The following is a 17819-nucleotide window of genomic DNA, read 5'->3' as shown; positions in this document are numbered from 1 at the left end:
TCTCTAAATAAAAGATTGTGTGAAATTAATAAGCACCAAAAAACCCAAGTGATCTCACTTGGGTTGGTGATTTTGATCATTAGGAAGATGTGGAACTTTTCTAGGAATAAAGTTAATGAAATCTGAAGAATATAACTCAATAGTTAACTTGTTCCCTAATGTTTTTGCTTGAATTAGAATGGGTTCATGGTATTTATTTTTAAATACAAAATCTGGTCCATTCCAACTAACGGTTGCATCCCTCCCTGGTGGAATATAGGTAACCTTTCTACTGTGTGAAACACGTTGGATAACTTTTAATCCCGCATTATCCACTGCATTAAAAAGGGTAGATGATACTTGACAAATCCCACCACCAATATCTTCTGAAAATTTTCCTCTATTAATCACTGTTGCAGGCAAATAACCTTTTTCTGCTGTTCTTTTACCAACAACTTTATTAAAGGAAAAAGTTTCCCCTGGGAATAGAACAAAATTATTAATCGCTTTTTTTGCAAGATAAATATTATTGGTTCGTTCTTTGTTATATTTATTGAAGAATGTTACGTATTCTCCAATTTTTTTATTTCGAATATCTGCTAATAATTCACTGTCAACTTTAGGATAAATTGTTTGTAAGGGGATCTCTACTTTAGATGATCCATTGTTAAAATAATAAGAATATACTTGTTCTGTAAAGATTTGACGGTTTAATCGGTAACCAACTTTTTCAGGTATGATATTCCCGTTATTATCAATAAATGCATTTTTAGGACTTATAGAAACATGTTTGTCCATTTCATCCATAAATTTATTAAGATTTTCTGTGTCAATAATAGGTAAACCGGGCAAGTTCATCGAAAAGTCAGTACGATTAACGATTGTGAAATTTTGCCCATTGTTGTTTGTTAATAAGCTGCCTGGTATATTCACCTGTTGAGATAAAATTAATAACCCAAGTAACCAAGTAAAGTTCATATTCCTGGAATCCCTCCTAACTTTAATATGAGGTGAAATCTACAATTCCATGTATGTGAATTTGTACTTTGGTAATAAGTTCAAAATTTCATTTTCTTAGGGAATTTTTAATCAATGTAGTTCATATAATCGATAAGTGAAAACATATAAAAGGAGGGACAATTCTATGTTTAAACCAAATCCAGTGAATACTGCAATAGTTATTACTGACCCTCAAAATGACTTTTTGTCTCCAGGCGGAAGAGGATATCATTTGACAAAGGATAACATTAAAAAGAATAATACCTTAGCCAACCTGGAACTACTATTAAGCACTGCCAAGAGTAAAGGTTATCAGCTCTTTGTTTCCCCGCACTTTTTATATCCACATGACTATAATTGGCAGTTTACTGGAAGCGAACAAGAAATGTTGATTAATTTACGTGTGTATCAGAAATTAAATCAATTTAGTCCTCCAACTCCAGAGGCAGATTATGTTCCAACTTTAGCTCCGTATATCTGGGACAAAACATCCGTCATTGCAACACCGCACAAGGTGGCCAGTCCTCAGACAAATGATCTGGTCTATCAACTAAGGCAACGAAGAAAAGAACAAGTAATTTTGGCTGGTGTATTATCAAACGTATGTGTTGAATCGCACATGAGGGATTTAATCGAAAATGGCTTCAAGACAGCCGTTGTTTACGATGCAACTGCCACGATTAGTGAAGACGATTTTCATGCAGCTGTTACGAACTACCGAGCTTTCAGTAGTGCTACTTGGACAACACGAGAAGCTATTTCAAATATGTAATCATACTCTTAAAAGGCTTATTAAAAAATAATAAGAGTGAGGAGAAAATAATCTCACGTTATATCATATTTGGAGGAAATAGGTATTTATAAATATTAAAGTGATACTGAAAGAGATTGGAAGATGCGCTTATAAAATGAGCGCATCTTTTTTCATAATAAAACCCATGAAACGCGATGGATGATTAAGCCCATATAATTGTGTAAAAAGAAAATGAGTCAAATTAATTCCTCATGGTTACAATGTTAACGGCTAATTAAACAATGTGGAGGAAGTAATTATGACTCAAGTACAGTTTAACCTAAATATCGAGGATTTAAAAGATTCTGTTATGAACTCTAATATAGACGCTGTCATCAAAGCGTCCATCGTTTTGGTATTAAATTCTTTTATGGAAAAAGAACGTGATGAGTTCTTGCAAGCAGAATCCTATGAACGTTCTAACTTACGACGTGACTACCGCAACGGATATTATGAACGTGATCTAATTATTGGCATTGGAAAAATTACTCTTCGAGTACCACGTACTCGCAGTGGAGAATTTTCGACTACCGTGTTTGAACAATATGCTCGTTGTGACCAAGCTCTCGTATTAGCCATGCTTGAAATGGTTGTGAATGGAGTCTCTACAAGAAAAGTTTCAAAGATCGTGGAACAACTCTGTGGGCAAAAGGTGTCTAAATCATTTGTATCTACACTCACAGAAAAACTAGATCCTTTAGTGAATCAATGGGCAAGTCGACCTCTGAATACGATGTACTATCCCTATATCTTTGCCGATGCCATGTATATCAAAGTAAGAGAACATAATCGTGTTGTATCTAAAGCTGTATATATCGCAACGGCCGTTGACCAGAACAATAGACGTGAAATTCTAGGTTTAAGAGTAGATCATGGGGAGAGCACTGAAGCCTGGCAACGATTTTTCCAATACCTAAAGTCAAGAGGACTACAATCACCTAAGCTAGTTATATCTGACGCACATCAGGGGTTAAAGTCTGCCATTGGTACAGAGTTTGTTGGATCCTCTTGGCAAAGATGCACAGTGCATTTCAAAAAGAATATCATTACGCATATGCCCAAAAAAGGCATGGACGAAGTGAAAATGGGTTTAAAAAGAATATTTGAGGTAACGACCGTTGAAGAGGCAAGAAAATATAAAAATGAGTTCATTGGGCAATTGGGAGATAATCCAAAACTAGAAAAAGCGATAGAGATATTAGAAGAAGGCTTCGAAGATGCCATTCAATATTTAAATGAAAAACCAAAATACCATACACATATTCGAAGTACGAACTCGTTAGAAAGAATCAATGAGGAAGTCCGGAGAAGAGAGAAGGTAATTAGAATATTTCCTAATACACAATCCGCATTCCGATTAATTGGTGCGGTTTTAATGGACTATGCTGAGGAAGTAAGAAGAAGAATAATTCGGGACCAAGAAGAGAAGAAATAGCAACCGCGAAGCGCGAATTTTTGGTGTACTGGAAGGGGGGTACCCCCCTTCCAGTACACCAAAAATAAATCAGCTGCTTAACATTGTTTTTCATCAGGAATGAATTTACACATAATAATGGGCTTGACTCGATGGATACCTTGGGCAATGGCAACAGTTCAAATATACACTAGTTTATTATGTGGATGGTCAAATTACGTTAGTATTGGATGGTGTATTTTCTGTTAAATTTTTTATTATGGAAGAGAGGACAATGCCACCTAGCATCTTGAATTTTAATTTATTTGATTGGAGATGTGAGAAATGTGCAAAAAAAGGAGTTGGCTTGGAGCGTTTTGTGAGAAGTGTTGTCTACGATTCATATCTAATCTTGGAATGTATCTCATGTGAAGTCCACTGGATCAATGATGGTAAAGATTTAATTTATAGGGAATATTATTTGCAATAGGTAATAATACTTCAATTTCGAAATACCCTTGACCTCCTGAATCCCCTGAATTATATAGAAGAACAATCACTGATTACAACTGGAAGGAGCCGCACTATGAAAAAGTTGATGATGAAAACGCTATTCATTTTGTTTGCATTATTACTTATTAATGGCTGTTCAAATAATAATACAACTAATAGTTATGAGGATAATCATAAGAAGATGAATACAAGCCAAATAGAAAAAACAAAAACAGAAGGTATCAAAACAGAAGATATACAAAAGACAGCTTTACCACCCAAGAAAGATTCAATTCAAGAACAGCTTAATAAGATGACATTAAATGAAAAAATAGGCCAAATGATAATCGCAGGATTTGATGGCATAACCGTTAATTCAAATACACAAAACTTAATTAATAAATACAAGCCAGGCGGGTTAATCCTATATCAAACGAATGTTAAGAATGCTGCTCAATTAGTAAACTTAACAAATGCAATCAAGACAGCAAACAATAAGAATAAAGTACCACTTTTCATATCCGTCGACCAAGAAGGCGGAAGGGTACACCGGATGCCAACATCTATTAAAGATACACCGAGTGCAAGAATCATTGGAAATAAAAATGATGAAAAATACGCCTTTAATATCGGAAAGGTGATCGCCTATGAATTGCAAGCTTTTGGATTTAACACAGATTTTGCTCCAGTCCTAGATATCCAAAGTAATCCTAAAAATACTGTTATCGGGGACCGTTCCTTTGGAACAAATTCGAGTATTGTTTCGAAAATGGGAGTTAGTATGATGAATGGGATAAGTTCTGGAAAAGTCATTCCAGTTATTAAACATTTCCCGGGTCACGGAGACACTTCCGTTGATTCTCATTTAGAACTTCCATTCGTACAGAATGATCTTACAAGACTAAAAAAGGTTGAATTAGTTCCATTTAACAATGCAATCAAAGGACATGCAGATATGGTGATGGTTGCTCACATATTGGTGAAAAAAATTGATCCTAATTATCCTGCATCCATGTCAAAAACCATTATTACAAATCTTTTACGTAAACAATATGGTTTTGGCGGAGTTGTCATTACAGACGATATAACTATGGGTGCGATTGCAAAGCACTACAAGTTGCAAGACGCTGCAGTAAGGGCGGTAAACGCTGGGACTGACATTATTTTGGTGGGTCATGGGATGGATAATGTAGCAACTGTCTACAACAGTATTTATTCAGCAGTAAAAAATCATACTATTTCTGAAGAGACAATCAATAAGAGTGTATATAGGATTTTAACATTGAAACATAAATATAATATTAATAATAATAAAGTTTCTCCAGTAAATGTAAGTAAACTAAATGATCAACTAACAAAAACGATTTCAAAAACTACTTCGACGAATACAACAAAGAGTAAATTACTTTTAAATATAGCTACTAAGGCAAAAGAAGGGTCCATTATAAATGTTTATTTTCATCTAAAAAGCACCACAATTGATGAAGTAAGAAAGACTTGGGGAAAAGAAGATAAAAGTGAATATGTTGCTGCAGCCAAAGGCACCTATTGCACTTATAATAAAAAGCATGTAGTGGTGGCTTATAATAAAGGGCAGCAACTGTTTGAGATTAGATCCTACGATCCTGGGTTAAAAAAATTTTCTATTAATGATATAAAACATTATTTTGGTACTCCGAAAACAGATATAAAAACAAGTAATAAGGAAGAAATTATCAGCTATACGATTGGGACCAATACATTAAAGTTTGTTTTTCCTACAGGAACTCAAACCTTATTCTTGGATCATTACTCTATATATAACGCAGCCCTAGTCAAAAATAATATGGCAAGTTAAATATAGGAGCATTCTAGCTATCAAAATAAATTATCGGTTTGGGAGCGATTTGTATGCCACACTTAATACTTAGAGGGGTTTCAGTTGAACAAGTAAAAACGATTAGTACCTCATTAGTACAAGAATTGGCAGATTTATGTTCATGTGGAACGGACAATTTCACTTTAGAAATCGTCAAATCAACTTATGTATTTGATGGAAATGAAGTGCATGGATACCCGTTCATTGAGGTGAAATGGTTTGAACGCGGCCAGGAAATTCAAGATCAATTTGCCAACATTGTAACAAAACATATTAAAGGATTCGGAATTCCGGATGTAGAAGTCGCTTTTAGTACACTCTTGGAGTCAGCTTATTATCTGAACGGGAAGAGTTTTGCTTCTTCGTGAATATGAAGTTTTATCACAAAAATAAATTAGTTGATTGTATTGAAAAAATAATATTATTATGTTAACTAATTAATATTTGTTAATGTTGGCATATTTTATAGGAACTTTCATTTAGTGTCTGCCCTCCAAGCTTAACTTGGTAGTGCGCTAGGGGACAGGCACAAATACATATGGTTAGCACTCGGACTGCTCCTAATCCGAACCTTTAAAAGGAATCAGACCCATTAAAAATCTAAGTAAATACTCACACAGTGATTAGCAAAAGTAAAATAGGTTAGAAAGCTAGTTATGATTAGGCTATAGTGGAATTTTTATAATTGAGTTATTTTTTTGTTGACTTTATAAACTGTAAATAATAAAATTACATTATTCTTCTTGAGGAGGAAGCATTGAAGTGAATAGTGATTTTACGATAGCCGTCCATAGTTTAGTCTATCTAGCATATTTACCAGATCACATGGCTAGCAGTGAGTCAATCGCTGCCAATGTTTGTACAAATGCGGCACGGATTCGCAAGATCATGAGCTGTTTGCGCAATCATGGATTTGTTAGGACCAAAGAAGGTATTGGTGGTGGCTATATTCTCGACTGTGACTCACAAGAAGTCTCATTGGCAGATATTTATCGTACTGTTTCACGCGGAAGCCTAAAACCAAACTGGTGTACAGGGGACCCTGAGCAAAAATGTGTCATCTCGTCTAATACCCAGGTGGTAATGGACCAGATTTTCAATGATGCTGAATTGTATTTTGAAAAATATTTAGAGAATATTACACTTAGTTCTGTTTTAGAAAAAATTAAACATTGTCCATGATTTAGTTTTTTCTTTGGTCATACTGTATATTATTTTATTACAGTATGATGAGATGATGGTTTTTTTTAAAAACTAAACTGTAATTTTTTTTATAACATTTAAGGGGTGTAGATGACAATGGCCGATAATTATCAATTTGAAAATGGGGATTGGATACAGGGTATATCGAGAGGTGGAGAACTGATTCACGGGTATGTTGAAACCGTAGACACTACCAAAGGAATGTTACAAATAAATGTGGTTGATAGTGACAATGAAAAAGCGATTGGAAAATCGATTTGGATCGTAAATAAACAGGCTGAAAAGCTACCCGAGACAACTGATAGAAATGAAAGTGAGCTTTTAGCTTTAATAGACTTGGCTTTACTATTTAAAGATGAGCAGTGGTTTAAGGAATTATCGGCGAAATTAGTATCTACTAAAAAAAATCATGAAGTGCCTATAAAAAAATCTGAATTTTTAATCAGTGGAAACAGAAAGAGGAATTTTGATATAAAAAGGTAATTTTAAACCACTCAAAAAACCAAACTATAAGGTGAAGTTATAGCAAGGGTAACAGTATTTTTTCTTATATAACATAAATGAACATACAGGAGGAGTAATGACATGATGAATGAAAAATATGCACCATTATTTGAGTCATTTACAATAGGAAAGGGGATTCACTTAAAAAACCGAATAGTCATGGCACCGATGACCAATTTCTCATCCAATCCTGACGACACTGTTTCAGATGCGGAAGTCAAGTATTATCAACGACGTTCCAATGGCGTTGGAATGGTCATTACAGCATGTACTTATGTGACCAGAAATGGTAAAGGATTTCATGGTGAATTTGGTGGAGACCGAGATGAAATGATCCCAAGTTTGAGTCGACTAGCATCAGCCATTAAAGAACAAGGTGCGAAAGCAATTTTGCAAATTTTCCATGGCGGCCGTCAGGTTCCACCTGAATTAGTGGATGGTGACGTGGTAAGTGCTAGTGCAGTTCCTTCAGAAGGTGAAGGAAAACCCGTTCCCCGCGCATTGACTGAAACAGAGGTCGAATCTATTATTCGCGATTTTGGAGAAACCACTCGACGCGCCATTGAAGCAGGTTATGATGGAGTTGAAATACATGGTGCCAATGGATATCTGATTCAGCAATTTTTCTCCCCTCATTCTAATCGTCGGGATGACCGATGGGGCGGCACGCTTGAAAAACGGTTAACTTTTCCGTTGGCGATTGTCGATGAAGTAAAGAGAGTGGTTGCTGAATATGCGAAGGAGCCTTTCTTGGTAGGCTATCGTTTTTCCCCGGAGGAACCTGAAACACCTGGAATCACGATGGCTGACACACTGGCACTAATAGATTCACTAGCAGAAAAAGACCTTGATTATCTTCATGTTTCATTACTGGATTTCAGGTCAACCCCTAGACGAGGAGTGGAGGATACACGTTCACGTATTGAAATCATTCAGGAACGTGTAGGGAACCGAGTTCCAGTTATCGGTGTTGGTTCGATTTATACAGCTGATGATGCCTTAAACGCATTGGAAACGGGCGTCCCATTAATCGCATTGGGACGTGAACTGATCATTGATCCTGAGTGGGTGCAAAAAGTGGAACAAGGTAGAGAATCTGAAATTGTCACCAAAATAAACAAGAATCATCAGCACGAACTGGAAGTACCAGATCCCCTGTGGCAGGCAATTGTTCATACGCCAGGATGGTTTCCGGGAGTAGAATAGATTAGCATTCCTGTAGATGGTTAAATTTGAACTTTGAAAAAAAAAGAGCCCCTCAGTAAGATATGAGTATAGACACCACTCTAACTCAAATCTTAGGAGGAACCCTACTATGAATTTTAAAATGCAAGACAAACAAAATCAACTAATAGAAAGAATTACCGATACACATCTAATTGTAGGTGTAGATATTGCTCAACAACTACATGTTGCAAGAGCAGTTAATTTTCGTGGAATTGTTGTAGGAGACCCTATTTCATTTGAAAATAATGAAGAGGGGTTCTTTAAACTATTAAACTGGATACAAGATTTAAAAAGATTGAAAAACTTAAATGAAGCAATAGTAGGTATGGAGCCTACTGGTCATTACTGGATTAACCTATTAACCTGGTTATATAACCAAAACATTGAGGTAGTAACCGTCAATCCCCACTTAGTAAAAAGGAATAAAGAGAATCGTGATAATACCCAATCTAAGAGTGATAAAAAAGATGCACTAGTTATCGCAGATATGGTCAAAAACGGCTACTATTCTTTGATTCGCCCATCCTCAGAATCATTTGAAAAACTTAGAGTTCTAATGTCCAACCGTGATGTGATTGTAAAACGACTCGTAATGTCTATAAATCAAATAAATCGATGGGTGGATGTTGTCTTTCCAGAGCTGAGACAAGTGTTTAACGATGTTTCGTGCAAAGGAGCCATCGCAACCCTTCGTTTGTTTCCAACTCCAGATGAAATATCTTCAATGGAGTCACTAGATGTCCAGAGGGGATGGAAATCATTAATGAAAAGGCAACCAGGACCTAAAAAAGCTCAATTACTGATCAATCTAGCAAAATCTTCTATTGGAACTGGACAAGCACTTGATGCTTATAAATTCCACCTAGAACAATTATTAGAAGAATATGACCTCGCAGTAAAACAACTCGAAAGAGTTGAAAAACAAGTTAAAGAGGTTCTCAATAAAATACCATTTGCAAAAAAACTACTCATGATTAAAGGAATAAGTGAAATTTCATTAGCAGGGATACTAGGTGAGGCTGGAGATTTAAGTCAATTCTCCCACGGAAACTCTCTATTACGTCATGCAGGATTACATCTAGCTGAGGCAAGTTCAGGTAAATGGAAAGGTCAGATTGTCATTTCAAAGCGTGGAAGATCAAGACTAAGACGCTTCCTCTACTTAGCAACTATGAGCCTTGTGATGAATAACCCTGAATTTAAAGCCCTGCATTCCCATAATGTGAAGGTCAAGAAGATAAAGAAGATGAAGTCAATCATGAAACTGATTGGTAAACTAGCAAGGATTTTTGTAGGCATAGCACGACGAAACGAGTCTTACTGTCCTAATAAAATTCAAGAATTAATCCCTTTAGCTGCTTAGAAATAAGACATTAATTAATAAAATAAATTATTAAAAAAATTGACTTTAATTTTGAATGTTGTCTTATTCGTAGGATTTCAAATATGTACCGAGTACCAGGTTTATTTAACAAAAGGGCACTGTGACCCATCAGGTTAGCATAACTGGCCTCCACCCCTTGGATAGGCATGACGAAGGAATGAGAGGGCAATTGACCCGTTGAGACATGGGAGGGAAAGCCTCCAGGGGCGGCGTGGAGATGTACATTATATGGTAAAATATGGAGTAGTAGCTAACTCCTTTATTTGACTATGCCTTCACGAAGCCAAATGATCTGAATTCATTTTAATTACCCGTAAATCCAATTACAAGGGTTATGAAATCCTGCGAATAAGTGAGCATTCAAGAGATATTCGTATCAAACTGAGGGAGTTAAATACTTTAACAAGAAGGAAACTCCCTCTGATAATAGAAGGGAGTTTCCTTTTTGTTGGATTTGAGTAATCAGCAAAAGTGAAATAAGCGGAGATTTTCCGGTTAAATGTAAAATGGAGCTCGTTTCGGGGTAAATAAGCGGAGATATTCCGATTAAGCAAAGAAAAATCTCCCATTTTCACGTTTTTCGAGTAAATAGGCGGAATCTCTCCGTCTAATTAAGCCTTTTATAATAAAAATTACGAATTAGGCGGAATTTTTCCGTCTATTTATCAGCTGGGCTACTTAACCTGATCTCCCAACCGATAGGTGCGGAACATCTGATCCTAGATGCGGGTATCAATAGCATTTTTTTCGTAATATAAAATTCATAGTAGTAGTCAAAAATGGGGGGGCCGAACAGGCAGGATGTGTTGATGGGGGAGGAAAATAGATTCTCCTTTTTAGGTTTTCTCCTATTTAAACTCTATCTTCCTACTAGTAACAGGGGTGTCCTTGTATGCCTGTAAGATGCCGTGCTCCTCTATTTGGTCTTTTTTTACAGCCCGATAAGGCAGTTTTACTTCAAATTCACTTTTTAGAGGGGAGAAGGAGAGAGAAACCGTTTCTTGGTTTTTCCAATGAGCAACAATGGGTTTGTCCGTAACAAAAGGAAATAACTGTGGAAATCCATTTCTGAAAAAGGGATGTATCCTGTTATTATTTCCAGGTTCATTTAAACAAATATAAAGGGAAAGATAATCGCAAAATTTTAATAGATCTAAATGGTACATTAAAGTTTCATTCTTTTTCTCGTCTCCCACTATTTGCAATTCCTTTAATAGTTGCTCCTGTCTTTGCTTTTCTTCATTCCAAAATTCCCTGACTGTGGGTTCTGTTGCATCCTGAATGAATGATGAATAGTGTAAACTGCATAAAAGTCCAGCATACTGGCTCATCTTTTCAACTTCATTCAACCCCTTTTTATAAAAAGATATTTTAAGCATGATTGGGTAGTCGATAAAAGAGTACGGCTTTTCCGTTTTATCATTCCATACAGGAGACTTGTCCAGGTCTATCCAGCCTCTGTCATGTTCTTGGATTGCCAGTTGCACTTCTTGGGTTCGTGTAAGATCAAAATAATAATCATCTTTACAGTTTTGGGCGATTTCCCCTGCAATTTTGGCGTGATCATTCTGAGTTACCATAAAATAGCTTTGTTCTCTATCCATAATAATCATTTTCGATCATCCTTTCTTTGCAAAACTTCACCAGTTTGTATTTCTCTTGTTTTATATTTACCACTTTTCCGGCAAATTTAATCAATTGATCTTAGTATTTTAGGAAATGATCGTGCAGTAAAATCTGTTCCTCGGGCACTGGAATCAGCGGGGATATTGCTTGTATAGATAAACTAGCAAAACCAACATTACTATGTCTAAACGAGCACCAAAAGCGAATGGCAGCAGGCCAGTGTGCAGAAGGGGAACCTTTGTTAATAGAATGGCTGCGATCATAATACCAATTAAAGGTACTACTGCATATATAACAGCTTTATTAACCAATAATAAAATTCCGCAAACCATTTCAATTAAAATAACAAGCTTTAACATCATGTGGGGATAGGGCAGTCCTAATTCAAGAAAATGATTTGTTACTTCGGTACCCATTAATTTCATAAGTGCTGAGGTAATAAAAACATAGGAAAAAGTCATTCTAATAAATTTATGAGTATTTAAAATAAAAATCCTCCCCTTTGTATATCTCTATGCAAGTTGAGGGACAGACCATTACAAAAAAAACATTCAAGTCAATCGGGGGGCAGCTCCCAAGTGAACTAAAGCTTTAACGCACCTGGGGACAGACCCCTTTTTCCTGTGAAAATAATATATGAAAGGGGTTTTAAAAACAAAAGGACCATTTATTTAAATAGCCCTCTTGTGGAATCTATAAAATTTTTTAAAATTAATGTCGCAATCTATCAATGACAGTACATTCCCTTGCACCTCTGCGGATTAAATTACGTGCAGCTGCTAATGGAATTTCGACAAGAACTGCTTCGTCTGTGTCGTTTTCTACATCAAACACAGCAAATGCCTCTCCGTCTACAATCAAGATACAAATAAACTCTACTTCTACATCATTGGATCTTGGAACGCGAGTTTTAATTTCACAAGGCTTGACTCCTGCATTCAACAATGTCATAGCCTCTTGTCGTGATATACGAATGAACACGAATTCCTCGAATGCAACATTACCTGCTTCCACTTCAATTTCCACTAAAAGAAAAAAGCGATTTCTGATTTGTACAATACAATTTGCACCAATTGAAATAACGTCTTCTATACTCATATAATTTCACCTCCCTTACTACATTAAATGAAGAAGTAAAAGGAAGGTGTGGACAAATTATATTTAAAATTCATTTTATGTATATCTTTTTATGGCATATCGTTGGAAACATGCGCTTATATTCTTCGTCGATTTTGGTGGAAGTGTTAAGAGACATGGGTTCGTACCATGTCCCTGATTTTGTTATATCTAACTCGCTAGAATCTTTATGCTTTTTAGATCTTCCCTTTTAAAAGCAGAAAGCAATTGCACCAATTATGATTAATAAAATAAACAACACTATTATTATGATAAAATTTTCACACCCACGAACATTAACACAATAACCTTGAACAGGAGTCGCATATCCATAAGACATCTGAGGCTGGGGAATAGCATTAGAGCATCCACTTATTGTTGGGATTGCGTTAGTATACACTTAAACACTTCCTTTCGATGGTAAGGACAGTAACTAGGCGATTACCCTATATCATATACATTGAGATGAAATTGGAGCCCGTATTAATAAAATTTTTTATGCAAGTGTTGCCATAACCTAACCTGAGTTGGTTTGATTGTTATCGAAATAAATGTTCTCATGTCCCTGTTTTTCTATTAATATGGTCCGCTGTTGAAATTATCTTATTATATTAATTTTATAAAAAAATAATCTATATTCCAATAATTTTATCTTTTTTATGTTTATCATATGTGTTATATTAACTAGGTGAATTCTATCAATTCTGCATATGAGAATAATCTGACAAAAAAGGGGAGATTAAAATGAAAAAGTTTGGTTTATTTAGTTTGTTTTTAATCCTTACCATCTTTATCGCTGCTTGTGGAAGTAGTGACACAAAAAGCGGGAAAGAGGAAGCAGGTAAGGTGTATAAAGTTGGTGTAGATACGACGTATCCTCCATTTGAATTTAAAGAAGGAAACGAATATAAGGGTATCGATATTGAATTAATCAATGCTATTGCAAAAAATCAGGGCTTCAAAATTGAACTTTCTCCAATGGATTTTGGTGGAATCATTCCAGCAATGCAAGCTAATCAACTAGATGTCGCTATTGCAGGAATGAGTATTACAGAAGAAAGAAAAAAAATAGTAGATTTCTCAACACCATATTTTGATGCAGGGTTAACATTAGTTGTGAAGAAAGATAATTCAACTATTAAATCCATCAATGACCTAAAAGGCAAAAAAGTTGCAGTTAAAAAAGGTACATCTGGTGCAAAATATGCACAAGACAATGCTTCAAAATTAGGAATTTCTGTTGTTCAATTTAATGATAGTCCTGCAATGTTCCAAGAGGTATCTAACGGAAATGCGGATGCACTTATTGAAGATTATCCTGTAATTTCTTATGCAATTGCCCAAAAAGATCTTGGCTTAAAAATCGTAGGTGATCGCTTGAACGGAGATCAATATGGAATTGCTGTTCTAAAAGGAAAAAATTCAGATCTTTTGAAAAAAATCAACGATGGTCTTGCTGAATTAAAGAAAGACGGAACCTATGATAAAATTATCAAAACTTATCTTGGTGAATAATTAATCTATAAGCAATAAGCGCGCTTAATGCGCGCTTTCTTTTTGAAAGGGGATGAAAAGATGGATATTATTTCTGCGGCGTTACCGATGTTATTCAAAGGTCTTCAAGTGACATTATATATATTTGTGATAGCTATTATTCTAGGTTTTATCATTGGTTTACTGGTCGCTTTATTGAGATTGGCACCGAATAAGATCTTAAATTGGATTGCAAAAGTTTATGTGGATGCAATTCGAGGTACGCCATTTATTGTACAATTGTTTTTTATCTATTTCGGCGTGAATTCTTTACAAATAATCTCCTTAAACAGCACGACTGCTGGGATCGTCACTGTTGCCATTAATGCAGGGGCATACTTTGCTGAGATTATCAGAGCAGGAATTCAATCGATAGATAAAGGACAAACTGAAGCGGCAAGATCGATTGGTTTTACAGGGGCACAAACGATGCGATATGTGGTTCTCCCACAAGCATTTAGAAGAATGCTTCCTACTATTACAAACCAGTCCATTATTAGTTTAAAAGATACTTCACTTTTATCTGTTATTGGGATCGCCGACTTAACACAGCAAGGGCAAATTCAAGCTTCGGCAACCTTCGAAGCATTTAAGATTTGGCTGGCTGTAGGTGTTATTTACTTTATCATTATTTATTTATTAACTATCTTAGCTAATTTCATCGAAAGGAGGATTCAGGTTCGATGAGTATAATTAAGGTTAAAAATTTGCAAAAATCGTTTGGTAAGGTAGAGGTTTTAAAGGATATTAATGCAGAGGTACAAGAAAAAGAAGTAGTTTGTGTGATTGGCCCATCGGGTTCAGGAAAGAGTACGTTCCTTCGCTGCTTAAATCGCCTTGAGGAAATATCAGGCGGGGAAGTAGTCATTAACGGACAAGATATCACAGACAACAAGATTAATATCAACAAGGTTAGACAAGAAGTGGGAATGGTTTTCCAGCAATTCAATCTCTTTCCTCATAAAACCGTTTTAGAAAACATCACGATGGGACCTATTAAAATTCGCTCAACCGAAAAATCTGCGGCGGATAAGTTAGCACTTGAACTACTCGAAAAAGTAGGGTTAAGAGAAAAAGCTAATAGTTATCCGGGTGAACTATCCGGGGGGCAAAAACAACGTGTTGCTATCGCTAGGGCACTTGCAATGAATCCTAAAATCATGCTTTTTGACGAGCCGACATCTGCACTTGACCCTGAAATGGTCGGAGATGTATTAGAAGTAATGAAACAGCTGGCTAAAGAAGGGATGACCATGGTGGTTGTTACTCATGAAATGGGCTTTGCTCGTGAAGTAGGAGACCGGGTCATATTCATGGACGGCGGTTATATTGTGGAAGAAAATGAACCAAATGAGTTATTCAGTAATCCAAAGCATGAACGTACCAAGGCGTTCTTAAGTAAAGTGTTATAGACAATCATTTACCCGGTAGTCAGTAGAAAAATACGAGCCATCAAGTACTAGTGGTTTTCAATCTAGTATTTGATGGCTTTTTTTGATGCAAGTTCTGGCTTGAAAAAATGGTATAATCTCACTAGGGTTATACAAATTGTGGGAGATAAATGCAATATAGTATTGTTTAGGGAGGGGAAAAGGTTGCCATTAGAAATTGTTCGTCATGATCTTACTAAGATGAAGGTGGATGCGATTGTCAATGCTGCAAATACATCATTGAAAATGGGTGGGGGCGTTTGTGGTGCTATCTTTCGTGCAGCTGGTGTTTATGAGTTGCAAAAAGCTTGCGATCAAATGGGGGAATGCAAGGTTGGAGAAGCTGTATTGACGGACGGCTTTAACTTAGAAGCAAAATATATCATACATACTCCTGGACCGATTTGGCAAGGTGGTTCCAATCAAGAAGCCTTACGGTTAAAGAATTCTTACTATAACTCCTTGGAGTTGGCCAGGAACCATCAGTGTGAATCCATCGCATTCCCGTTGATATCGACAGGCATTTATGGTTACCCCAAGGAGGAAGCATTACAAATTGCGGTTTCTACGATTGGTTCATTTTTATTACAGCATGACATGCTCGTTTATCTAGTTGTTTTTGATAAGAGCTCTTTCGGTTTAAGCAAGAAACTATTTACATCGATTCATCAATGAAATGTAACACCAGAATACATTTCAATTTTTTATAAACATATATGCCCATTATGTAGGTAAAATTTGCTATAATAGAGGAAAATAATACTATTGGGGGATATTATGGAAAATACACCGAGAAGAGAACCTTATCTCTATGTTTTTGTAGAACCATTAGGTGGCGGTGGCTTTGGTGATGTTTATAGAGCAAATCCATTTTTAGAAGAGGAATATGTAGCTATAAAAGTTCTGAAGCCAGAGAAACTGGATGAAATTACATTAGATAGGTTCAATAGAGAAATAAGAATACATTCTAAGTTAAAACACAAAAATGTTGTTTCTATTATTGACTTTTCGTTAGATGACAGAATTCCAGATGAGGTAGAAAGAGGAGTGGCATACTATACAATGCCACTAGGTAAATATAACTTTAGAACTTTTTTGAGTGAATATAGGGCTGATAACATTGGTTATATGGACGATGATACTGCTGTATTTTATTTTAATCAAATTTTAGATGGAATTGAGTATGCCCATAGCGAGCAAATTATTCACAGGGATTTGAAACCAGAGAACATTATCTTCTATGAGGAAAATGGAGAAGAAATATTAAAGATTGCCGATTTTGGTCTAGGAAAGTTTTTACATAATGACGCTACGTTATTAACGATGTCTAGAATGGCTCTTGGTACTGATGCATATGCTGCTCCTGAACAGCGGGAAAATTCAAGAGACGTAGATGAAAGAGCAGATATATACTCATTAGGAAAAATTCTTTATGAAATGTTGACGTATGATATACCACACAGCATTGACCTTGAGAAGATTCCCGACTCAAAACTCAAATTTATTATACGAAAGGCTACTAATCACAATGAGGAAAGAAGATATAGAAGTATACAGGAATTAAGAGAACAGTTAAATGTAATAATGGGTAATACTAATACTGCAAAAAGCTTATCAGTACAATTTAACGAACTATATCAGAGTTATATTAATGAAAATGAGGATGAACTATTAAAAGAGATATGTGATTTACTTTTGAAACACAACAATGATTATATTCTTTATACTGAAGACTTTATGAAGTTAGATGAAGTCACATTAGCAATTATGTTTGCGAATTACAGAGACGAATTTTACGAGGTTCTACAAAATTATTTCTCTATTGCAGATGGAAGTCACATATATAGTTTTACGGACAAAATATGTGATTTCATTTTTGATAGATTATATTTATGTCTTAAAGATAATATGGACTTATACGAAAGAGCGTTTGAGACTGTCATACGTGTAGGATATAACCATAATCGTTTCTATATTGCTCGTCGATTTGCTAGAGAAGTAGAGAAAATTTCTAATGAAGAAGTAGATTATAAAATGATTATAGGAGAAGTATTAGCAAATAATAATATGGCAGCCACATGGGTAAGACATTATGTACATGAACATCAACTTTGTCAATATCTTGCTACAGAAATAGAAAAATATTAATCAATTAAAATCAGACTTCCTCATGGAAGTCTATATTTTTATAAATAATTATCTGAATATTCAGTTTACTATATTTACAAGTAGGTGCTAATTGGATAATATAAACATGTACCAAATAAATGGAAAATACTGGA

The 17819-nt window shown here is 35.5% G+C and carries 18 protein-coding genes; 13 read left to right on the top strand and 5 right to left on the bottom strand.

Annotated features, from left to right (window positions below; all coding sequences use genetic code 11):
• Positions 1-54 precede the first annotated feature (54 nt).
• Positions 55-957, bottom strand: a complete 903-nt coding sequence (locus tag AC4QJR_RS15910) for a VanW family protein (protein ID WP_496523460.1) — start codon at positions 955-957, stop codon at positions 55-57.
• A 166-nt stretch (positions 958-1123) separates the two neighbouring features.
• Between AC4QJR_RS15910 and AC4QJR_RS15905 the strand changes: the two genes are divergently transcribed.
• The 8 genes from AC4QJR_RS15905 to AC4QJR_RS15870 all read left to right on the top strand — a co-directional run bounded on the left by AC4QJR_RS15905 (position 1124) and on the right by AC4QJR_RS15870 (position 9811).
• Positions 1124-1750: a cysteine hydrolase family protein gene (locus AC4QJR_RS15905; RefSeq protein WP_496523459.1), complete on the top strand. Its 627-nt coding sequence runs from the start codon at positions 1124-1126 to the stop codon at positions 1748-1750.
• Between the two features lie 280 nt (positions 1751-2030).
• Positions 2031-3206, top strand: coding sequence for an IS256 family transposase (locus AC4QJR_RS15900; RefSeq protein WP_496523458.1), 1176 nt, complete (start codon positions 2031-2033; stop codon positions 3204-3206).
• Between the two features lie 544 nt (positions 3207-3750).
• Positions 3751-5493, top strand: a complete 1743-nt coding sequence (nagZ, locus tag AC4QJR_RS15895) for a beta-N-acetylhexosaminidase (RefSeq protein ID WP_496523457.1) — start codon at positions 3751-3753, stop codon at positions 5491-5493.
• A gap of 53 nt (positions 5494-5546) precedes the next feature.
• A complete protein-coding gene (locus tag AC4QJR_RS15890) occupies positions 5547-5882 on the top strand; it encodes a DUF1904 family protein (RefSeq protein WP_496523456.1) in 336 nt (111 codons plus the stop codon).
• A gap of 394 nt (positions 5883-6276) precedes the next feature.
• Positions 6277-6696: an RrF2 family transcriptional regulator gene (locus AC4QJR_RS15885; protein WP_496523455.1), complete on the top strand. Its 420-nt coding sequence runs from the start codon at positions 6277-6279 to the stop codon at positions 6694-6696.
• A 117-nt stretch (positions 6697-6813) separates the two neighbouring features.
• Positions 6814-7200, top strand: a complete 387-nt coding sequence (locus AC4QJR_RS15880; RefSeq protein ID WP_496523454.1) for an IDEAL domain-containing protein — start codon at positions 6814-6816, stop codon at positions 7198-7200.
• Between the two features lie 102 nt (positions 7201-7302).
• On the top strand, positions 7303-8427 hold the full coding sequence (locus AC4QJR_RS15875; protein ID WP_496523453.1) for an NADH-dependent flavin oxidoreductase: 1125 nt from the start codon (positions 7303-7305) through the stop codon (positions 8425-8427).
• Between the two features lie 109 nt (positions 8428-8536).
• Complete coding sequence (locus tag AC4QJR_RS15870; RefSeq protein WP_496523452.1) at positions 8537-9811, top strand: IS110 family RNA-guided transposase; 1275 nt, start codon at positions 8537-8539, stop codon at positions 9809-9811.
• A gap of 869 nt (positions 9812-10680) precedes the next feature.
• On the opposite strand, the gene AC4QJR_RS15865 is transcribed toward AC4QJR_RS15870, so the two are convergent.
• From AC4QJR_RS15865 to AC4QJR_RS15850, 4 genes are all read right to left on the bottom strand, one after another.
• A complete protein-coding gene (locus AC4QJR_RS15865; protein WP_496523451.1) occupies positions 10681-11445 on the bottom strand; it encodes a DUF3891 family protein in 765 nt (254 codons plus the stop codon).
• 144 nt (positions 11446-11589) lie between these two features.
• A complete protein-coding gene (locus AC4QJR_RS15860) occupies positions 11590-11919 on the bottom strand; it encodes a DoxX family protein (RefSeq protein ID WP_496523450.1) in 330 nt (109 codons plus the stop codon).
• A gap of 250 nt (positions 11920-12169) precedes the next feature.
• Positions 12170-12556 carry a hypothetical protein gene (locus tag AC4QJR_RS15855; protein ID WP_283874003.1) on the bottom strand — a complete coding sequence of 129 codons (387 nt, stop codon included), beginning with the start codon at positions 12554-12556 and terminating at the stop codon, positions 12170-12172.
• Positions 12557-12785: 229 nt separating this feature from the next.
• Complete coding sequence (locus tag AC4QJR_RS15850) at positions 12786-12914, bottom strand: YjcZ family sporulation protein (RefSeq protein WP_375375923.1); 129 nt, start codon at positions 12912-12914, stop codon at positions 12786-12788.
• A gap of 404 nt (positions 12915-13318) precedes the next feature.
• On the opposite strand from AC4QJR_RS15850, the gene AC4QJR_RS15845 reads away from it, so the two are divergent.
• From AC4QJR_RS15845 to AC4QJR_RS15825, 5 genes are all read left to right on the top strand, one after another.
• The gene (locus tag AC4QJR_RS15845; protein ID WP_098571845.1) at positions 13319-14089 is read left to right on the top strand and encodes a transporter substrate-binding domain-containing protein; all 771 of its coding nucleotides are present in this window, start codon (positions 13319-13321) and stop codon (positions 14087-14089) included.
• 60 nt (positions 14090-14149) lie between these two features.
• Entirely contained in the window at positions 14150-14794 is a 645-nt protein-coding gene (locus tag AC4QJR_RS15840) for an amino acid ABC transporter permease (protein ID WP_251458601.1), read from the top strand.
• On the top strand, positions 14791-15519 hold the full coding sequence (locus tag AC4QJR_RS15835; RefSeq protein WP_375375864.1) for an amino acid ABC transporter ATP-binding protein: 729 nt from the start codon (positions 14791-14793) through the stop codon (positions 15517-15519). Before AC4QJR_RS15840 ends, AC4QJR_RS15835 begins: the two co-directional genes overlap by 4 nt.
• A 183-nt stretch (positions 15520-15702) precedes the next feature.
• Positions 15703-16212 carry a macro domain-containing protein gene (locus AC4QJR_RS15830; RefSeq protein WP_496523449.1) on the top strand — a complete coding sequence of 170 codons (510 nt, stop codon included), beginning with the start codon at positions 15703-15705 and terminating at the stop codon, positions 16210-16212.
• A 102-nt stretch (positions 16213-16314) separates the two neighbouring features.
• Entirely contained in the window at positions 16315-17685 is a 1371-nt protein-coding gene (locus AC4QJR_RS15825) for a serine/threonine protein kinase (protein ID WP_496523448.1), read from the top strand.
• The last annotated feature ends 134 nt before the right edge of the window (positions 17686-17819 follow it).

Source organism: Neobacillus sp. BP17, assembly GCF_059579525.1.
The sequence above is the reverse complement of the archived record's forward strand: the minus strand, read 5'-3'. Positions and strand labels throughout refer to the sequence as shown.